The 18,351-nt window shown below is 64.4% G+C and carries 18 protein-coding genes and 1 pseudogene; 4 read left to right on the forward strand and 15 right to left on the reverse strand.

Annotated features, from left to right (window positions below):
• Positions 1-19 precede the first annotated feature (19 nt).
• From EN874_RS03600 to EN874_RS03615, 4 genes are all read right to left on the reverse strand, one after another.
• Positions 20-883 carry a D-amino-acid transaminase gene (locus EN874_RS03600; protein WP_127424086.1) on the reverse strand — a complete coding sequence of 288 codons (864 nt, stop codon included), beginning with the start codon at positions 881-883 and terminating at the stop codon, positions 20-22.
• 80 nt (positions 884-963) lie between these two features.
• Positions 964-2,325, reverse strand: a complete 1,362-nt coding sequence (locus EN874_RS03605; protein WP_127424087.1) for a sigma-54 dependent transcriptional regulator — start codon at positions 2,323-2,325, stop codon at positions 964-966.
• On the reverse strand, positions 2,315-4,606 hold the full coding sequence (locus EN874_RS03610) for a PAS domain-containing sensor histidine kinase (RefSeq protein ID WP_127424088.1): 2,292 nt from the start codon (positions 4,604-4,606) through the stop codon (positions 2,315-2,317). The genes EN874_RS03605 and EN874_RS03610 overlap by 11 nt, the downstream gene beginning before the upstream one ends.
• Positions 4,607-4,774: 168 nt before the next feature.
• Positions 4,775-5,431 carry an AraC family transcriptional regulator gene (locus EN874_RS03615; RefSeq protein WP_348631709.1) on the reverse strand — a complete coding sequence of 219 codons (657 nt, stop codon included), beginning with the start codon at positions 5,429-5,431 and terminating at the stop codon, positions 4,775-4,777.
• Positions 5,432-5,714: 283 nt separating this feature from the next.
• On the opposite strand from EN874_RS03615, the pseudogene EN874_RS34235 reads away from it, so the two are divergent.
• Positions 5,715-5,894 (forward strand): annotated as a pseudogene (locus EN874_RS34235) (NAD-binding protein); the annotation flags it as partial.
• Between the two features lie 236 nt (positions 5,895-6,130).
• The gene (locus tag EN874_RS34240) at positions 6,131-6,595 is read left to right on the forward strand and encodes a hypothetical protein (protein ID WP_245513487.1); all 465 of its coding nucleotides are present in this window, start codon (positions 6,131-6,133) and stop codon (positions 6,593-6,595) included.
• 144 nt (positions 6,596-6,739) lie between these two features.
• On the opposite strand, the gene ntrC is transcribed toward EN874_RS34240, so the two are convergent.
• The 3 genes from ntrC to dusB are packed head-to-tail and all read right to left on the reverse strand — an operon-like array spanning position 6,740 to position 10,355.
• Complete coding sequence (gene ntrC / locus EN874_RS03625) at positions 6,740-8,200, reverse strand: nitrogen regulation protein NR(I) (protein ID WP_127424090.1); 1,461 nt, start codon at positions 8,198-8,200, stop codon at positions 6,740-6,742.
• The gene (locus EN874_RS03630; protein ID WP_127424091.1) at positions 8,197-9,339 is read right to left on the reverse strand and encodes a nitrogen regulation protein NR(II); all 1,143 of its coding nucleotides are present in this window, start codon (positions 9,337-9,339) and stop codon (positions 8,197-8,199) included. The genes ntrC and EN874_RS03630 overlap by 4 nt, the downstream gene beginning before the upstream one ends.
• Positions 9,336-10,355, reverse strand: coding sequence for a tRNA dihydrouridine synthase DusB (gene dusB / locus EN874_RS03635; protein WP_127424092.1), 1,020 nt, complete (start codon positions 10,353-10,355; stop codon positions 9,336-9,338). Before dusB ends, EN874_RS03630 begins: the two co-directional genes overlap by 4 nt.
• Before the next feature lie 139 nt (positions 10,356-10,494).
• On the opposite strand from dusB, the gene EN874_RS03640 reads away from it, so the two are divergent.
• Together EN874_RS03640 and EN874_RS03645 are read left to right on the forward strand one after the other, a co-directional pair.
• Positions 10,495-11,724: a bifunctional 2-C-methyl-D-erythritol 4-phosphate cytidylyltransferase/2-C-methyl-D-erythritol 2,4-cyclodiphosphate synthase gene (locus tag EN874_RS03640; RefSeq protein ID WP_127424093.1), complete on the forward strand. Its 1,230-nt coding sequence runs from the start codon at positions 10,495-10,497 to the stop codon at positions 11,722-11,724.
• Entirely contained in the window at positions 11,721-12,227 is a 507-nt protein-coding gene (locus EN874_RS03645) for a CinA family protein (RefSeq protein WP_127424094.1), read from the forward strand. The genes EN874_RS03640 and EN874_RS03645 overlap by 4 nt, the downstream gene beginning before the upstream one ends.
• Here the strand turns inward: EN874_RS03645 and EN874_RS03650 are convergent.
• The 8 genes from EN874_RS03650 to EN874_RS03685 all read right to left on the reverse strand — a co-directional run bounded on the left by EN874_RS03650 (position 12,206) and on the right by EN874_RS03685 (position 18,350).
• Entirely contained in the window at positions 12,206-12,661 is a 456-nt protein-coding gene (locus EN874_RS03650; protein ID WP_126089289.1) for a type II toxin-antitoxin system RatA family toxin, read from the reverse strand. The two genes, EN874_RS03645 and EN874_RS03650, sit on opposite strands and share 22 nt — an antisense overlap.
• An 8-nt stretch (positions 12,662-12,669) precedes the next feature.
• Positions 12,670-13,635 carry a lipoyl synthase gene (lipA, locus tag EN874_RS03655; RefSeq protein WP_127424515.1) on the reverse strand — a complete coding sequence of 322 codons (966 nt, stop codon included), beginning with the start codon at positions 13,633-13,635 and terminating at the stop codon, positions 12,670-12,672.
• A gap of 130 nt (positions 13,636-13,765) precedes the next feature.
• The gene (locus EN874_RS03660; protein ID WP_126089290.1) at positions 13,766-14,023 is read right to left on the reverse strand and encodes a GlsB/YeaQ/YmgE family stress response membrane protein; all 258 of its coding nucleotides are present in this window, start codon (positions 14,021-14,023) and stop codon (positions 13,766-13,768) included.
• A 102-nt stretch (positions 14,024-14,125) separates the two neighbouring features.
• Positions 14,126-15,571, reverse strand: coding sequence for a dihydrolipoyl dehydrogenase (gene lpdA, locus EN874_RS03665; RefSeq protein WP_127424095.1), 1,446 nt, complete (start codon positions 15,569-15,571; stop codon positions 14,126-14,128).
• Between the two features lie 27 nt (positions 15,572-15,598).
• The gene (locus EN874_RS03670) at positions 15,599-16,237 is read right to left on the reverse strand and encodes an SGNH/GDSL hydrolase family protein (RefSeq protein ID WP_127424096.1); all 639 of its coding nucleotides are present in this window, start codon (positions 16,235-16,237) and stop codon (positions 15,599-15,601) included.
• A complete protein-coding gene (locus tag EN874_RS03675; RefSeq protein ID WP_127424097.1) occupies positions 16,234-16,659 on the reverse strand; it encodes a hypothetical protein in 426 nt (141 codons plus the stop codon). The genes EN874_RS03670 and EN874_RS03675 overlap by 4 nt, the downstream gene beginning before the upstream one ends.
• 14 nt (positions 16,660-16,673) lie before the next feature.
• A complete protein-coding gene (locus tag EN874_RS03680) occupies positions 16,674-18,059 on the reverse strand; it encodes a pyruvate dehydrogenase complex dihydrolipoamide acetyltransferase (RefSeq protein WP_127424098.1) in 1,386 nt (461 codons plus the stop codon).
• A gap of 3 nt (positions 18,060-18,062) precedes the next feature.
• Positions 18,063-18,350, reverse strand: a complete 288-nt coding sequence (locus EN874_RS03685; RefSeq protein WP_126089295.1) for a hypothetical protein — start codon at positions 18,348-18,350, stop codon at positions 18,063-18,065.
• Position 18,351 lies beyond the last annotated feature (1 nt).

Genomic DNA, 18,351 nt, shown 5'->3' on the forward strand with positions numbered 1-18,351 from the left:
CATTCCACCTTTGCGGTTATCAGGCTGGACTTTTTTCCGCAATGTCAAAAAATGCCTGCCGCAACGAAAGTGTCATGGAGCCAGGGTGGCCATTTGCGATCGGCGCGCCGTCGATTTCGACCACAGGCATGGCGATCGTGGTTGCGGAGCTGATGAAAGCCTCGCGCGCCGCCTTGGCCTCGGCAACCGAAAATCCACGCTCCTCGATCCTCAAGCCGAGCTTGGCGGCGACATCGAATAAGGTCGTGCGCGTGATGCCGCGCAGGATGCCGTGCTCGGCCGGCCGCGTCACCAGCACGCCGTCCTTGGTGATGATCCAGGCGTTGGACGAACCGCCTTCCTTGACTGTGCCGTCCGCGTCGACGAACCAGGCCTCCTGGGCGCCGGCCTCCTTGGCCTTCTGCTTGGCGAGCACATTGGGCAAGAGGCCGGTGCTCTTGATGTCGACGCGGTCCCAGCGATTCTCCGGGACGGTGATGACCTTGATGCCGGTCTCGACCCGCTTGGCGGCCGCAGCGGGGTCGGCCTTTCTGGCTGTTATCACCAGCGACGTCTTGGTGTCGTCCGATGGGAAAAAGAATTCACGGCTGGCGACGCCGCGCGTCACCTGGACATAGACCAGGCCGTTGACGACATGGTTGCGGCGCACGACCTCGCGCAGAAGCATCGGCAGCACGCCTTCGGAGACGGGCCAGGCGATCGACAATTCCTTCAGCGAGCGCTTGAGCCGAGCCAGATGGCGCGGCATGTCGACGATAAAGCCGCGCGCCACTTCGCAGACCTCATAGACACCGTCGGCGAACTGGTAGCCGCGATCCTCGATATGGACGCGGGCTTCAGCATGGGCGACGTAGCGCCCGTTGACATAGGCAATGCGCGGCATGGAACACCTCAGGGAAATGTCCGGCTTTCTTAGGCGATTCCATCGCTGCCGTAATAGACAATCGCGTGGGCCAACAGTCGCTACACGCCCAGCGACTTCAGCTTGCGGTGCAAGGCCGAGCGCTCCATGCCGATGAACTCGGCCGTCTTCGAGATGTTGCCGCCGAAGCGGTTGATCTGGGCGATCAGATAGTCCTTCTCGAACTGCTCGCGCGCCTCGCGCAGCGGCAGCGCCATGATGTGCTGGTCCGACTGGTTCGGCGTGCGCGGCATGACGTCGCCGATCTCGGAGGGCAGAAGGTCGGCGGTGATCGGCGCTTCGACGTCGCCGCCGCGCGCCAGGATCATCAGCCGCTCGACATTGTTGCGCAGCTGGCGGACGTTCCCCGGCCAGTTGTGCGCCTGCAGCACGGCCAAAGCGTCGTCGCCGATGCGGCGCGGCCTGATTCCGGCCTGGCGCGCGATCTGCTTCATGAAATTGTCGACGAGATAGGGGATATCCTCGCGCCGCTCGGCGAGACCCGGCACCATCACGGGAACCACCGCCAGGCGATGATAGAGATCCTCGCGGAAGCGCCCGTCGGCAATCATCGCCTCCAGGTTTTGCGCCGTCGAGGAGATGATGCGGACGTCGACCTTGACGCGCTTGGTGCCCCCTACCCGCTCGAACTGCTGCTCGACCAGCACGCGCAGGATCTTGTTCTGCGTCTCGCGCGGCATGTCGGCCACCTCATCGATGTAGAGGATGCCGCGATGGGCCTCCTCCAGCGCGCCGACCTTGCGCTCGGTACCGTTCGATTCGGTGCCGAACAGCTCGATCTCCATGCGTTCCGGCGTGATGGTGGCGGCGCTCAGTGTCACGAACGGTCCCGTCTTGCGCGCCGACAGGGCGTGGATGGCGCGCGCCGTCAGTTCCTTGCCGGAGCCGGACGGGCCGATGATCATGATGCGGCTGTTGGTCGGCGCGACGCGCTCGATGGTCTGCCGCAGCTGGCTCATGGCCGACGACATGCCGATCAGGTCGAAGGTCTCGCCGCTGCGCAGCTTGAGGTCGGAGACCTCGCGCCGCAATTTGGACGTTTCCAAAGCGCGTTCGGCGACCAGGATGAGCCGGTCGGCCTTGAACGGCTTTTCGATGAAATCATAGGCGCCGCGACGAATGGCCGAGACCGCCGTTTCGATGTTGCCGTGGCCGGAGATCATCACCACCGGCATGTTCGGATGCATCGTCTTGATCTCGTCGAGCAGCGCCAGGCCGTCGAGGCGCGAGCCCTGCAGCCAGATATCGAGGAAAATCAGCCGCGGCGCGCGATCGGCGATCGCCGCCAGCGCGCTATCGGCGTCGTGCGCCGTGCGGGTTTCGTGACCTTCGTCGCTCAGGATACCGGCGACGAGTTCGCGGATGTCTTCCTCGTCATCGACGATGAGAATGTCAGACGCCATTACCGACCTTTTCAGTTTCTCGTTCGTGTTCATTGCGGCCTTCGCCGCGTGGCGGCGCGGCGACGACCGCCGCCGGCGGCAGGATGATCGAGATCATCGCGCCCCGGCCGTCGTGGAAATCCGGCGGCGCGTCGTGCAATTCGAGCCGGCCGCCATGGTCCTCCACGATCTTCTTGACGATAGCGAGGCCAAGGCCGGTGCCTTTTTCCCGCGTCGTCATGTAGGGCTCGAGCAGCCTCTGCCGATTCTCGCGCGGCAGCCCTTTGCCGTTGTCGATAACGTCGATCCTTATGGCGCCATCTTGGCGCCCGGCTTGAATCCGGATTGTGCCGTCGGAACGGTCTTGTGCATCAAGTCCGTCGATGGCCTCGGCGGCGTTCTTGATGACGTTGCCAAGGGCCTGCGCCATCAGGCGGCTGTCGAACGTGCCCTTGAGCGGCTCGTTGCCGAAATCGCGCTGGAAAGCAATGTCGGAACGACTGACCTCCACAAGGAAAGAGGCTTCGCGAAGCGATTCGCGCAGGTCTATGACCTTCATCTCCGGCTTCGGCATGCGGGCGAAGGCCGAGAATTCGTCGACCATGCGGCCGATGTCCTCGACCTGGCGGATGATGGTGTCGATGCACTGGTCGAAGACCTCGCGATCCTCGGTGATGACCTTGCCGTAACGACGCCTGATGCGCTCGGCCGAGAGCTGGATCGGCGTCAGCGGATTCTTGATCTCGTGGGCGATGCGCCGCGCCACGTCCGCCCAGGCCGAAGAGCGCTGTGCCTGGACCAGATCGGTGATGTCGTCGATGGTGACGACATAGGATTTTTCTTCCGAGCCGTCGTCGCCGGCCTCGACGGTGATCTGGACATTGAAAGTCCGTTCCATGCCGGTGCGGAAGAAAGTCACCTGCTCGCGATAGACCGGTCTGCCGGATTGGCGGCCGATCTCGAAGACGCGGCCGACATGCGGCAGGATGGCCGACAGGTTCTGTCCGAGCGCAGCGCTTGCCGAGATTGCCAGCATCGTTTCGGCCGAGCGATTGGCGATGGTGATGACGCCGAAGGGATCGACACCGATGACGCCCGCGGTCACGCCGGCCAGCACCGCCTCCGAAAAGCGCCGTCGCTCGTCGATCAGGTCCTTGGCCGACAACAGCTCGTTGCGCTGCGATTTGAGCTCGAGGATCATGTTGTTGAAGGTGTCGCCGAGCGACGCGACATCGCCGTCGGAGTGGCGCACGGGGACGGCGACGTCGAGATTGCCCGTCGCCACCTCGTCGGCCGCGCCGATCAGCTGGCGGATCGGCCGGACCAGCCGGTCGGCGACCGCGATGCCGGTCCAGATCGCGGAAAGGATGACAATAAGGGTCAGTGACAGATAGGGCAGAGCGAAAGCGACCTGCGAAGTGCGACGGTTCTCTTCCAGTCCGCGATATTCGTCGGTGTTCGACCGAACGATCTGCCGCGCCTTGATGACGTCCGGGTCCACGAGCCGGATCGTGTAAAGATAAAGCCCTTCGATCTCGCGCAGCTTGACGATGGCGCCCATGATGTTGCGGGTGCGCGGTTCGATCAGCACCGGCTTGCCGTCCGCTGCCGAGTTGACCGCTCCGGGAGGCGGCTCCGGCATAGCGAAGTTGGCGTCGGTCTTGGCGCTCATGACAGAGGAGCCATCAGGCTTGATCAGCGCCGCATGCGCCAGTCCGCGGCCAACGGCCTCCTTGTTCATCAGATCGAGGAAGCCGGTCCGGTCGAGCCCATAGAGCGTGCGCGAGGCATCGAGGTCGTAGGCCATCGACAGGGTCGTGCCCTGCAGGTTGCGGGCATTTTCCTGGACATAGGCATCGGCAATCGACAGCGACGAATTGACGATCGTTTTGGTGCGGATCTCGAACCAGCGGTCGAGGCCGATATCGAGCGTGATCGAGGCGATGATCGCGACCATGATGGCGGGAATTGCAGCGACCAGCGCGAACATGGCGACGATGCGCACATGCAGCCGCGAGGCCGCACGGCCATGCTTGCGCGCCATGACAATGCGGCGGATCTCGCGGCCGATCAGGGCAATCAGGAACAGGACGAAGACGGCATTGAGCGCAATCAGCGCCCAAGTGGCGTTGGCATTCGGTGCGATCGGGGTCGCGCCGACAAGGATTGCGAACGAGATCGCAGCCGTGATCATCGCGCCGACGATCGCGACCACGCCGGGCAGCGCCAGCAGCCGGCGACCGTCGCGAGCGCCGGCCCGGCTGAAAAGCGGTTGGTTCAGTGTCGGAGCCTCAGCAGCCATGTCGCCGTCTAGAGTCGGTCATTGCGTCGGATGTATGCAACGCATTGTGGCGATTATGCAACAAGTGTGGCCAGGACGGAAATCTTTCCCCGGCTCATTCACGCAAAAGGACCATGCCGGCGATCCAATGTCGCCGGACGAGACGGTTCGGCGATGCGTTGACCTGCGTCACTTCCCCGGTCGCGACCGTCGCAAACTGCGCGGCGTCTGCCCGATCTCGCGGCGCATCCAATGCGCCAGATGCGACTGATGCGCGAAGCCTGTCAGATGGGCCACCTCGCTGGTGCCGAGATCGCTTCCCAGAATCAGGGAGCGGGCACGCTCAACCCGGCGTCGCAGCACATAGCGGTGAAGCGTCATGCCGGTCGCCGCCTTGAACCATGTCCTAAGATGCGAGCTGCTGGCATTGGCGATGCGCCGCAGCGTGTCGATCGTGAGCGGTTCGGAAAGATGGGCGTCGACATAGTCCAGGACACGCTTGAGCTGCGCATCCGACAGCCGAACCGTTCGATCTGTCTCCAGAACGTCAAGACCAACCAGCCGTACCGCAAGCGCGATACCGAGACTTTCGGCAAACAGGGCCCCACCCGGCGAGCCTGCGTTCTGGTCGGTCTCAAGCGCCCGGACGAGGTATTCGATGCGTTCGTCCCGAAGCAAATGCCGCATGTCGAAATGGCGCGCCCTTGCGCTGCCCCCGATCTCCGACGCCACACCGTCGAGCATGGCAGGCGACAGTCGAACCTCCCTCGTCTCGAATGAGGTTTCGGCCTCGAACCCGCCCTCCTGTCCCGCGGGTACGAAATCGATGTCGCCGGCGCGCCGCAAGAAATATCGCCCGGAATCATTGCAGTATGAGCGCGTCGCCGCGCTGGCATGAACCATGATGCGGTGATGATCCGTGCGCGCCAGCCGGTGGGTGCCAGCTTCGATATGCCGAGAAGCGATCGATATGCCAGCCGAGGCGGGGGCCGGGGCGAACTGCGGATGCATGCGGAACAAGCCTCAAAAATCGTGGCAGAACCTGCCCAACATTTGGCGGTTCCTGCGCGATTTTCAATGCCGAAGCCCTTTAGACCTGAGCCTCATTTGCCAACGCGAAGAGGTTCCTATGGGTTACTATGTTGTCGTCGGAGCAGGCCCGGTCGGGCGCGAGACGGCTCGCCTGCTTGGGGAGCAAGGACATGACGTCGTCCTCACTAGCCGGAGCGTTGGCGACATCAATCTGCCCGGCGTGCGCGCGATGCAGGCGGACGCCACCGATGCCGCCGAACTTTCGCGCATCAGCCGGGGCGCCGATGCCATCTTCATGTGCGCCATGGCGCCTTACGACCGGTGGCCGATCGACTTCTTCCCGATCGTCGACGGCACAGTGCGCGCGGCGGAAACCGTTGATGCGAAGATGGAAACCTGTATGGCTATGGCGGAAACGCCGACGGCCCCCTACGTTCAGACACGCCTCTCGACCCGACATCGAGGAAGGGCACTGTCCGGGCGATCATGTGGCAACGTGCGTTTCGCGCCAACGTGCCGGCCATCGAGGTGCGTTCCAGCGATTATCTGGGATATGGCGCGGTCACCTACTTCTCGCTTCTGGCGCTGCCGTCCATCGTCGAAGGAGTGCCTGTCGCTTTCCTGGGAGACCTTGACGCCGATCATGCTTGGGCTTTCATCAAGGACGTCGCCCGGACGCTCGTCGCGTCGGCTTCCTACACGGGCAAATGGGGGCGAGCCTTCCATGTCCCGTCGCAATACGCCTCGCCCCGCGACCTTGTCCGCAGGACCGCGGCGATGCTCGGAAGGGAGGTTGCGCCAATGCGCTGCTATTCCGTCGCCGAGATGGAAGCCCTGGGCCTGCATGAACTCGTGGAAATGCAATATCTGTTCGATCGCCGGCTGCTGGTCGATTCTTCCGACACCGAGCATCTCCTCGGCGTGAAGGCCAGCAGCCTTGACGTGATGATCGCGGACACCGTCAGAGATTATCTCTGAACCAGCCAAGTGGCATGGGAACGCCCTGTTTCCCGTCGACCGGCGGGCGGAACAGGGCAAGCGAGACGGGCCGGCAAAGCACATGGGCCGGCATCGAAGGCCGAAAGCGCGTCGCGATCTTTCAGACTCGCTCCAAGACACGCTTTAGATCTGTCTCGAGGTCTTGTAGACATTGACGCCGAGCTCGCGGATCTTCTTGCGCAGCGTGTTGCGGTTCAGGCCCAGAAGCTCGGCCGCCTTGATCTGGTTGCCGCGCGTTGCCGTCATCGATGCCAGCACCAGCGGATATTCGACCTCCGCGAGGATGCGCTGGTAGAGTCCGGAGGGCGGCAGGTCGCCGGCAAAGGACGCGAAATAGCGCTGCAGGAAATGCTCGACCGCCTGGCCGATCGACAGATCGTCGGGCATCAGCGCGCCGCCGTCCGGCACGACGGGCCTTTCGCCGGTCTTGAGCTCCGCCTCGATGATCTCGGCCGAAATCTCGTCCTGCGAATAGAGCGCGGCCAGCCTGCGCACCAGATTCTCCAGCTCGCGCACGTTGCCGGGCCAGGGATAGCGTTTCATCAGTTCGATGCCGCCCGCGGAAATTCGCTTGGTCTGCAGGCCTTCGCTGGCGCCCTGCTTGAAAAAGTGCCTGACCAGGTCCGGAACATCCTCGGAGCGCTCGCGCAGCGCCGGGAGCCTCAGCGGCACAACATTCAAGCGATAGAACAGGTCCTCGCGGAACAGACCCTGGTTGATCAGCGTCCGCAGATCCTTGTTGGTGGCGGCGACAATGCGCACGTCGGTCTTGATCGGCGTGCGGCCGCCGACGGTCGTGTATTCGCCCTGCTGCAGGACGCGCAGGAGGCGCGTCTGCGCCTCCATCGGCATGTCGCCGATCTCGTCGAGGAACAGCGTGCCGCCCTCGGCCTGCTCGAAGCGGCCGGTGGAGCGGTTCTGGGCACCGGTGAAAGCGCCCTTCTCGTGGCCGAAAAGCTCCGATTCGATCAGGTCGCGCGGGATCGCCGCCATGTTGATGGCCACGAACGGCCCGCCGCGGCGGCGGCCGTATTCGTGCAAGGCGCGCGCCACCAGTTCCTTGCCGGTGCCGGATTCGCCGCTGATCATCACCGTGAGGTCGGTTTGCATCATGCGCGCCAGCATGCGGTAGATGTCCTGCATGGCGGCCGACCGGCCGACCAGCGGCATCGTCTCCGGCTGCTCGTCCGCGCGCGAATCGAGCTTCGGCCGCTTCGGCTCGGCCAGTGCCCGGTTGACGATGTTGAGCAGCTCGGTGAGGTCGAACGGCTTCGGCAGATATTCGTAGGCGCCGGTCTCGGACGCGCGGATCGCGGTCATGAAGGTGTTCTGCGCACTCATGACGATGACCGGCAGTTCCGGCCGCGCCTTCTTGATGCGCGGCAGCATGTCGAAAGCGTTCTCGTCCGGCATCACCACGTCGGTGATGACGAGATCGCCCTCGCCCGCCGCCACCCAGCGCCACAGCGTCGAGGCGTTCGACGTCACGCGCACTTCATGGCCGACGCGCGACAGCGCCTGGTTCAGCACGGTGCGGATGGCCGCATCGTCGTCGGCGACGAGAATATTGCCGCGAACGGTCATTTGCGGTCTCCTTCAGCTTCATCGCCGACGCCGGGCGAAGTCTCCTTCCATGCCGGCATCAGGACGCGGAACGTGGTTCCGCGCGGCGTCGAGTCGCATTCGATGATGCCGCCGTGCTCGCCGACGATCTTCGCGACCAGCGCCAGCCCAAGGCCCGAACCGTTCGGCTTGGTGGTGATGAATGGATCGAATAGGATCGGCAGGATGTCCTCGGAAACGCCGGGGCCGTTGTCATGCACGCAGAATTCGAGCGGCAGCGAGACGCGATCCTGCGTTCCCGGCACGGAAACGCGGATGCCCGGCCGGAACGCCGTCGACAGCACGACCTCGCCCTGCGGGTCGGCGCCGATCGCCTCGGCGGCGTTCTTGACCAGATTGAGGAATACCTGGATTAGCTGGTCGCGGTTGGCAAAGACCGGAGGAAGCGATGGATCATACTCCTCCAAGATCTTGATTTTTTTCGCAAAGCCATTCTTCGCGATCGCCTTCACATGGTCGAGCACGACGTGGATGTTGACGGGAAAGCGCTCGATCGGCCGTTCGTCGGAAAACACTTCCATACGGTCGACCAGCGAGACGATGCGGTCGGTCTCGTCGGTGATCAGGCGGGTGAGCGCGCGGTCCTCGTCGGAGGCCGAAAGTTCGAGCAGTTGCGCGGCGCCGCGAATGCCGGAAAGCGGGTTCTTGATTTCGTGCGCCAGCATGGCGGCGAGGCCGGTGACCGAGCGTGCGGCGCCGCGATGCGTCATCTGGCGGTCGATCTTGTCGGCCATCGACCGTTCCTGGAACATCACCACGACCGAGCCCGGAAACTCGGGCACTGGCGCGACATATAGGTCGACCATCTTCTCGATGCCGAGGCGCGGCGAGGAGATATCGACGCGGTATTCGTTGACCGGCGCGCGGCGTTCGCGCACCTGATCGACCAGCGTCAGCAGCGGGCTGCCGAACGGCACCAGCTTGGAAAGCGTGTTGCGGGCCAGCATGGTCGCGCTGGAGCGGAAGAAATCCTCGGCGTCCGCATTGGCGAAGGTGATGAAGCCGTCGGGTTCGACCATGATCACCGGGCGGCGGATGGTGTTCAGCACGATGTTGGCAGCATCCGCCATGTCGGCTGCCTGGGGGACGCTCGCCGTCATGCCGCGCTCCGCAATTCAGCCGCGCTTTCTGTGAACGCTTGGCGCAGCCCGGTGATGACTTCAGCCGGCTCGAACGAGGTGAGGATGTGCTTGCGCTGCTCCGCCGCCGCGGCACCGTGCCGGTCGAGATACCAGCCGAGATGCTTGCGCGCCTGGCGCAGTCCGCTTTCGACGCCGTAGAGCGAGAGCATGTCCTCGTAATGGGAAACGACGTAGTCGGCGAGAGCTTGCCGCGTTTGGGGAATGTCGTGCGCCGATGCACCGGCGGCCACCGCCGCGATGCTGCCGGCAATCCACGGCGCGCCGTAGTGGGCACGGCCGATCATCACTGCGTCGGCGCCCGACTGATCGAGGATGGTCGCCGCTTCTTCCGGCGAGCCGACGTCGCCATTGGCCACCACCGGGATCGAGACCGCCTGCTTGACGCGCGCAATGGCGCGCCAGTCGGCGTTGCCCTGGTAGAACTGGCAGCGCGTACGGCCATGCACGGTCACCATCGTCACGCCGGCCTGCTCGGCGCGGCGCGCCAGCATCGGGGCGTTGAGCGCGCTTTCGTCCCAGCCGAGCCGCATTTTTACCGTCACCGGCACCGCGACCGCACCGACGACGGCTTCGATCAACGACAGCGCGTGATCAAGATCGCGCATCAGCGCCGAGCCGGCATAGCCGCCCGTCACCTTTTTGGCCGGACAGCCCATGTTGATGTCGATGACGTCAGCGCCCTCGCCGGCCGCGATTCGTGCGCCTTCGGCCATGTGCGCGGCCTGGCGGCCGGCAAGCTGCACCATATGGACAGGCAGGCCCGAATGGCGGATACGCAGGTCGCAGCCCGCCCTACCCTTGGCCAGTTCGCCGCTCGCCACCATTTCGGACACCACCAGCCCGGCGCCATGCGCATGGGCGCGTTGCCGGAACGGCTCGTCGGTGATGCCCGACATCGGCGCAAGGAAGACGCGATTGCGAATCCTCACGCCGCCGACATCGAGCGGCGAAGCCAATGTGGTCAATTCAGGCATGCACAAAAACCAAGCATGTTCGATTGCTGCACATTCTCTAGCCAGATACAAGCCGTTGTGCAACGCGCAATGACGTCACATTAAGGCGCATTTTGGAAAATGCTGGCCTTCCCTTCGTGCCGCGACTAAGCCTCTCGCCATGACTGACGCAAGTGAAAATCGGGCTTCGGACGCGGGCGGCAAGGTCGGCGTGGTCATCGTCGCCGCCGGGCGCGGCGCGCGTGCCGGGCAAGCGGACGGGCCGAAGCAATATCAGCGCATCGGCGACCGCGCGGTGATCGCGCATACGCTGGAAAAGTTCCTCTCGCACCCGAGTGTCGGACCGGTGATCGTGGCGATTCACGCCGACGACCGCGAACTTTTCGACCGTGCGGCCGGAGCCGATGCCGAGCGCGTCCGTGCCATCACCGGCGGTCTGTCCCGTCAGGCTTCCGTCCGGCTAGGACTTCTGGCGCTCAGGGAGCAGGCGCCGGCAAAAGTGCTTGTGCATGACGCGGTGCGCCCGTTCGTCGATGCCGCGCTTATCGACCGCACCATCGAGGCCATCGGCCAGCGCCAGGGCGCGCTGCCTGCCCTTCCCGTCGCCGACACGCTCAAACGGGAATCCGCGACGGGCATGATCGAGGCGACGGTGTCGCGGACCGGCCTGCACGCCGCGCAGACGCCGCAAGGCTTTCCGTTCTGGCCGCTGCTTGCCGCGCATGAAAAGGCGCATCACCTCGGCAAGACCGATTTCACCGACGATGCGGCAATTGCCGAATGGGCGCATATTCCGGTCAAGATCGTCACCGGCTCGCCGGACAACGTCAAACTCACCTGGGCAAGGGATATCGCGATGGCCGACCAGCGGCTTTCCAGCGCGCTGCCGCGCTTTCCGGACATCCGCACCGGCAATGGCTATGATGTGCACGCTTTCGAGCCTGGCGACCACGTCACGCTGTGCGGCGTCGCCATCCCGTATGACCGAAAACTTTCCGGTCATTCGGACGCCGATGTCGGGCTCCATGCCCTTACCGACGCGCTGCTCGCCACCTGCGGCGCGGGCGACATCGGCACGCATTTCCCGCCATCGGACCCGCAGTGGAAGGGTGTGGCCTCGAAGATATTCGTCGAGCACGCCGCGAAACTGGTGCGCGAGCGCGGCGGCCGCATCGCCAATGCCGACATCACGCTGATCTGCGAGGCGCCGCGCGTCGGACCGCATCGCGCGGCGATGACGGCAGCGCTGGCTGCGATGCTCGGCATTGCGCCGGAGCGCATTTCGATCAAGGCGACGACCAATGAGAAGCTCGGCTTCGTCGGGCGCGGCGAAGGCATAGCGGCGATCGCCACCGCCAGTGTCGCCTATCCGGGAGACGTGCCGGCATGAGCAACGCCGAACTCGCCATCGCCCTGCTCCAGGCCTGCCAGCAACGCGGCGTCATGCTCGCCACCGCGGAAAGCTGCACCGGCGGCATGATCATTGCGGCGCTCACCGACATTGCCGGCTCTTCCGCCGTCATCGACCGCGGCTTCATCACCTATTCCAACGAAGCCAAGATGGAGATGCTCGGGGTCTCCGCCGCGACGCTGGAGGCGCATGGCGCCGTCTCGCGCGAGACGGTGCTCGAAATGGCGGCCGGCGCGCTGGCGCATTCTCGCGCGAGCCTATCGCTTGCCGTCACCGGCATTGCCGGCCCGAGCGGCGGCTCGCCGGAAAAGCCGGTCGGGCTCGTCTGGTTCGGGATAGCGCTTGCCGGCCAGCCTGTCGTCGCGGAGCGCCAGCTTTTCGGTCATAAGGGCCGCGAATTCATCCGCCACGAGACGGTTAGGCATGCATTGCAGCTAGCGCTGCGCGCCCTTGGGGAAAGTCAGGCCGGCTTTGCGCCGTAGATCACGTCGGCGCGCTTTTCGAAGGCCTCCGAGAACATGCGGAAGGCGCGGTCGAACATCGTGCCCATCAGCACGCCGAGGATGCGGCTTTTGAACTCGTAGTCGATGAAGAAGTGGACCTCGCAGCCGCCTTCGGCCGGGTCGAAGCGCCAGATATTGCTCAGATATTTGAACGGGCCGTCGATGTATTTGACGTCGATGGCGTTCTCGTCGGGCTTCAAGAGCACCTGGGTGGTAAAAGTCTCGCGGATTGCCTTGTAGCCGATGCTCATGTCGGCGACCAGGATGGTGCGGCCGTCGCGCTCCTTGCGCGAGCGCACCGTCAGCGCCTCGCAAAGCGGCAGGAATTGCGGGTAAGCCTCGATGTCCGCCACCAGCGCGAACATCTTTTCCGGCGGATGAGCGACGCGGCGGGTGGCTTCGAATTTCGGCATTTAGGCGGTCAGCTGGCTTTCTTGAGCTGCGCCTCGCGCGCCGCGCGCAGCCTGGCGAAATCCTCGCCGGCATGATGCGAGGAGCGGGTCAGCGGGCTCGACGCCACCAGCAGGAAGCCTTTGGTCTTGCCGATCGTCTCATAGGACTTGAACTCGTCCGGCGTGATGAAGCGGATCACCGGATGGTGCTTCTTCGAAGGCTGCAGATACTGGCCGATGGTCATGAAGTCGACATTGGCCGAACGCAGGTCGTCCATGAGCTGGAGCACCTCGTTCCGTTCCTCGCCGAGCCCGACCATGATGCCGGACTTGGTGAAGATCGACGGATCGAGTTCTTTCACGCGCTGCAGCAGCCGGATCGAATGGAAATAGCGAGCGCCCGGCCGGACCGTCAAATAGTTCGACGGCACGGTTTCGAGGTTGTGGTTGAAGACGTCTGGCTTGGCCGCCACGACGATCTCCAGCGCGCCGTCCTTGCGCAGGAAATCGGGCGTCAGGATCTCGATCGTCGTCGAAGGCGCGGCCTCGCGAATGGCATGGATGACGTCGGCGAAATGCTGCGCGCCGCCATCGGCGAGGTCGTCGCGGTCGACCGAGGTGATGACGACATGGCTGAGACCCATCTGCCTGACGGCATGGGCGACACGCGCCGGCTCGTCGTGATCGAGCGCGGTCGGGATGCCGGTGGCCACATTGCAGAAGGCACAGGCGCGCGTGCATATCTCGCCCATGATCATGAAGGTGGCGTGCTTCTTGTCCCAGCATTCGCCGATGTTCGGGCAGCCGGCCTCCTCGCATACCGTTACCAGCTTGTGCGACTTGACGATCTCGCGCGTCTCGGCATAGCCCTTCGAAACCGGTGCCTTGACGCGGATCCAGTCCGGCTTGCGCAGCACTTCCTGGTCGGGTCTATGCGCCTTCTCGGGATGCCGCGGACGCGGCGCGTTGGCGATGGTGTCGAGAACAGTGACCATTTCAAACCCTTCGCGGCCGCCGGCGTCGCGGCCGCCTGTCTGCGTCATCTAGGACTTTTCGAAGCAAAGAAAAAGGCCGCGCCGGCGCATGCCGCCACGGCCATTTTCGCATGACGATGCTCGCTGGGGCTCAGCGTCGTACCAGCCGGCCGACAAAGATCAGCAGGCAGGCGCCGATGAAACCGGTGATCAGGTAAGCGAACCAGCCGACGCCGAAGGCCTCGATGTCGAGGGCGCGCAGGATTGCGTTCAGCACCACCGCGCCGGCGATGCCCAGGATGATGTTCATGAAGATACCGGTGTTGCTCTTCATGACCATCTCGGCAAGCCATCCGGCCAAGCCGCCGATGATGATGGCTGCAATCCAGCCCACGCCATTCACGTCCATATGCCAATTCCTCCTCGATAAGGTGAAAATGCATCCGGATACGAACCGCCTTGACCTCGGAGTCTTCCGGCTGCCGAGTCTGAGTCTCGCCTGCCCAATCTATCATGCGTTCAAAGCGCGGCCATAGGCGTCGAGCACGCTTTCCTTCATCATCTCCGACAGCGTCGGATGCGGGAAGATGGTGTGCATCAGCTCTTCCTCTGTGGTTTCCAGGTTCATCGCGACCACGAAGCCCTGGATGAGCTCGGTCACCTCGGCGCCGATCATATGCGCGCCGAGAAGCTGGCCCGTCTTCTTGTCGAAGATGGTCTTGATGAAGCCCTGGTCCTCGCCGAGCGCGATGGCCTTGCCGTTGGCGCCGAACTGGAAACGGCCGACGCGGATGTCCTTGCCCTCGGCCTTGGCCCTGGCTTCGGTGAGGCCGACCGAGGCGACCTGCGGGCTGCAATAGGTGCAGCCAGGGATCTTCAGCTTGTCGGTGGCGTGCACGCCCGGGAAATTGGCGATCTGCTCGATGCAGACGACGCCCTCGTGCTCGGCCTTGTGGGCGAGCATCGGCGGCCCGGCCACGTCGCCGATGGCGTAGATGCCGGGCACATTGGTCTTGCCGTAGCCGTCGACAACGACGCAGCCGCGATCCGTCTTCACGCCGAGCGCCTCGAGGCCGAGGCCCTCGATGTTGCCCTGCACGCCGACGGCCGAGATCATGCGGTCGGCGGTGATCTTCTCGACCTTGCCGTCCTTCATCTCGACATGCGCCGTGACCGAGTTGGCGCCTTTCTCGACCTTCGTCACCTTGGCCTCGAGCAGGATCTTCATTCCCTGCTTCTCGAACTGTTTTTGCGCGAATTTCGAGACCTCGGCGTCCTCGACCGGCATTACCGCCGGCAGAAGCTCGACCACGGTCACGTCGGCGCCCATGGTGCGGTAGAAGGAGGCGAATTCGATGCCGATGGCGCCGGAGCCCATCACCAGCAGCGACTTCGGCATCTCCTTCGGCACCATCGCCTCGAAATAGGTCCAGATCAGCTTGCCGTCCGGCTCGATGCCGGGCAGCGCCCGCGGCCTGGCGCCGGTCGCAAGGATGATGTGCTTGGCCGTATAGGTGCCCTCGCCCTTGACGCCCTTCGGCACGGGCGGCTGCGGCTCCATCGGCTTCTTGGCGGTCTTGGAGACGACGATCTCACCGGGCTTGGAGAGCTTGGCCTCGCCCCAGATGACGTCGACCTTGTTCTTCTTCATCAGGAAGGCGACGCCGCCATTCAGCCTCAGTGACACCTTGCGCGAACGGTCGACGACGGCGGCCGTGTCGGGGCTGACCTTGCCGTCGAGCTTCAGGCCGTAATCCTTGAGGTGGTCCGAATAATGCATGATCTCGGCCGAGCGCAGCAGCGCCTTGGTCGGGATGCAGCCCCAGTTCAGACAGATGCCGCCGAGATGCTCGCGCTCGACGATCGCCGTCTTGAAGCCGAGCTGAGCGGAACGCACCGCGGTGACATAGCCGCCGGGGCCGGAGCCGATGATGATGACGTCGTAGGATTCAGCCACGGGTTTTCTCCCTGATCTTTCTGAGGGTTAGAGTGAAAGCATCACACGCACGAGCGGGGCCAGCGCCTGGCCGATGCGCCGCGTGTTTTCGGCATCGAGATGGACGCCGTCGAGCGGCGTGGTCGTCGCCACGGAGCCGGCATCGAAGAAGCCGCAGCCGGCCTCGTCGGCGAGCGCGGAATATTGCGGCGCCAGACGCTTGGAGGCATCGTCGCCGCCGGCGAACATCTCCTTGAACTCGGCATTGTCGGTGCGCGTCACGGCGGGTGGCGCGACGACGAGAATCTGCGGCGCCGGCCAGCCGAACGGATAGTCGTGGCCGCGAACGATATCGACCAGGCGCTGCATGCCCTGCTTGGCGGCGACGGGATTGCCGTGGATCCACGGCTTCATGTCGTTGGCGCCGAGCATGAAAATGACCAGGTCGAGCGGCGCGTGCGTTGTGAGGATCGTCGGCAGCGTTCTCGCGCCGTTGCGGTCGGCACCGGCCAGGTAATCATCGAAGGCGGTGGTGCGGCCGTTCAGGCCCTCGGCGACGACCTCGATGCCGTCGCCCAGCGCCTCTTCGAGCACGCTCGGCCAGCGGTCCTCGAGCGCATGGCGGCCGAGGCCGGCGGCGTCGTAGCCCCAGGTCAGCGAGTCGCCATAGCAGAGGATTGTCTTCATGTGCTTGCCCCACCCCTGCCGAACCCCGCCGACGAGCGCTTCAGTCGCCAGCGCACGAACAGCCATTGCACGATGATCGCCACGACGCCGGGCAGGATCAGCCCGGCAACGATCGAAAGGTCGCTGGCGGTCGCCCGGTTCTCGGCCGGCACCGAAAACGTCCAGCCGGCGAGCGCGATCAGCAGGATCCCGAAGATCGCAAGCAGCCACCACAGCATGCGGTCGACCGCCCGCACCGGCTCGGCCCGGAACTGGACCAGAAAGAAGGCGATCGTCACCACGATGATGATCATCACCGTCGCCGCGAAGACCAGTATGTATTCCTCAGTCGCGCCGGTGAGCACGGCCAGCTCTTGAACAACCAGCGCGCCGGCCAGACCGGAAAGGATGAAGGCGAAAAGGCTGGTGAAGAATTTCCGCACCGCCTTTTTCCTTCCTACACCAGCATGCCCATCGGATTTTCGATGATGCGCTTGAAGGCGCCGAGCAACTCCGCGCCAAGCGCGCCATCGACGGCGCGGTGGTCGGTGGACAGCGTCACCGACATCACAGTGGCTATTTTGATCTCGCCTTTCTTCACCACCGCGCGCTCTTCACCCGCGCCGACCGCAAGGATCGTCGCGTGCGGCGGGTTGATGACGGCGGCGAAGTCCTTGACGCCGAACATGCCGAGATTGGAGACGGCTGTCGTGCCGCCTTGATATTCCTCGGGCTTCAGCTTGCGGCTGCGGGCGCGGCTGGCGAGGTCCTTCATCTCGTTGGAAATGGTGGACAACGTCTTTTCGTCGGCGCGGCGGATGATGGGCGTGATCAGGCCACCGGGGATCGAGACGGCAACGCCGACATCGGCATGCTTGTGCTTGACCATGGCATTGTCGGTCCAGGAGGCGTTGGCGTCCGGCACCGCCATCAACGCCATCGCCATCGCCTTGATCACCATGTCGTTGACCGAGAGCTTGTAGCCGGGAACCTCGCCCTTCTCGGACTTCTTCATCGGCGCCGCGGCGTTGAGCTGCGTGCGCAGCGCCAAGAGCGCGTCGAGCTCGCAGTCGAGCGTCAGGTAGAAATGCGGAATGCTGCTCTTGGCCTCGACCAGGCGGCGCGCGATGGTCTTGCGCATATTGTCGTGCGGGACGAGTTCGTAGGAGCCTTCGGCGAACAGCTTCAGCACCTGATCATCCGACATCGGCTTCGGCGCTGGGGCCGGAGCGGCCGGCGCACCCGCGGGAGCCTTGGCGGCAGGCGCCGCCTTGGCGCCGCCGGAAGCGATCGCCGCCTCGACGTCTACCTTCACCACGCGGCCATGCGGGCCGGAGCCGGTCAGCGCCGCCACGTCGACGCCGGCATCCTTGGCGATGCGGCGGGCCAGCGGCGAGGCGAACACGCGCTCGCCGCCGGCGTGGCCGTTGGCGACCGGAGCGGGCTCGGCCTTCGCCGGCGCGGGCGCTGCGGCTGCCGGCTTCGGCGCCTCCTTGGGCGCGTCGGCCTTCGGCGTATCGGCTTTCGGAGCTTCCGCCTTGGGGGCCTCAGCCTTGGGCGCGGCGCCGCCATCGCTCTTCGCGGCAGCGCCGGCATCCTCGCCTTCGCCGGCCAGGATGGCGATCACCGCATTGACCTTGACGCCTTCGGTGCCGGCCGGAACGACCAGCTTGGCGACCGTGCCTTCATCGACGGCTTCGACTTCCATCGTCGCCTTGTCGGTCTCGATCTCGGCGATCACGTCGCCGGGCGAAACCTTGTCGCCTTCCTTGACCAGCCACTTCGCGAGATTGCCTTCTTCCATCGTTGGCGAGAGCGCCGGCATGGTGATGTTAATGGGCATCGCTCACTCCTGAATGAATTTGAACAGGCCGCGCATGACGGTCAGCGTGGCGACGATGAACACTGGTGGCAAGACTCCGAAATGAAAGCTGCTTTTGCTCATTTCGAGGCTCATCATGCCACCGGTTTGATCAACCTGTGCGGAACCAGTTGCGACAATTGCCAGGACAAGCGAGGCGACACCGCTGAGCATCAGCAAGACCGCATCGAACTTTCCTGTCATCGAGCGCACAAAAAAGGCCACGGCAATGGTGGGGACAATGACGGCGGCCAGGACCCAGAGAGACGGCATC

The sequence above is a fragment of the Mesorhizobium sp. M1D.F.Ca.ET.231.01.1.1 genome (assembly GCF_003999155.2).
Taxonomy (GTDB): domain Bacteria; phylum Pseudomonadota; class Alphaproteobacteria; order Rhizobiales; family Rhizobiaceae; genus Mesorhizobium.

Coding starts and splice junctions, on each gene's coding strand:
- EN874_RS03605 (WP_127424087.1), bottom strand. CDS start 2,325: ATGGCGTCTGACATTCTCATCGTCGATGACGAGGAAGACATCCGCGAA.
- EN874_RS03670 (WP_127424096.1), bottom strand. CDS start 16,237: ATGAAGACAATCCTCTGCTATGGCGACTCGCTGACCTGGGGCTACGAC.
- EN874_RS03685 (WP_126089295.1), bottom strand. CDS start 18,350: ATGCCGTCTCTCTGGGTCCTGGCCGCCGTCATTGTCCCCACCATTGCC.
- EN874_RS03600 (WP_127424086.1), bottom strand. CDS start 883: ATGCCGCGCATTGCCTATGTCAACGGGCGCTACGTCGCCCATGCTGAA.
- EN874_RS03650 (WP_126089289.1), bottom strand. CDS start 12,661: ATGCCGAAATTCGAAGCCACCCGCCGCGTCGCTCATCCGCCGGAAAAG.
- lipA (WP_127424515.1), bottom strand. CDS start 13,635: ATGGTCACTGTTCTCGACACCATCGCCAACGCGCCGCGTCCGCGGCAT.
- EN874_RS03640 (WP_127424093.1), top strand. CDS start 10,495: ATGACTGACGCAAGTGAAAATCGGGCTTCGGACGCGGGCGGCAAGGTC.
- EN874_RS03645 (WP_127424094.1), top strand. CDS start 11,721: ATGAGCAACGCCGAACTCGCCATCGCCCTGCTCCAGGCCTGCCAGCAA.
- EN874_RS03610 (WP_127424088.1), bottom strand. CDS start 4,606: ATGGCTGCTGAGGCTCCGACACTGAACCAACCGCTTTTCAGCCGGGCC.
- ntrC (WP_127424090.1), bottom strand. CDS start 8,200: ATGACCGTTCGCGGCAATATTCTCGTCGCCGACGACGATGCGGCCATC.
- dusB (WP_127424092.1), bottom strand. CDS start 10,355: ATGCCTGAATTGACCACATTGGCTTCGCCGCTCGATGTCGGCGGCGTG.
- EN874_RS03630 (WP_127424091.1), bottom strand. CDS start 9,339: ATGACGGCGAGCGTCCCCCAGGCAGCCGACATGGCGGATGCTGCCAAC.
- EN874_RS03680 (WP_127424098.1), bottom strand. CDS start 18,059: ATGCCCATTAACATCACCATGCCGGCGCTCTCGCCAACGATGGAAGAA.
- EN874_RS03660 (WP_126089290.1), bottom strand. CDS start 14,023: ATGGACGTGAATGGCGTGGGCTGGATTGCAGCCATCATCATCGGCGGC.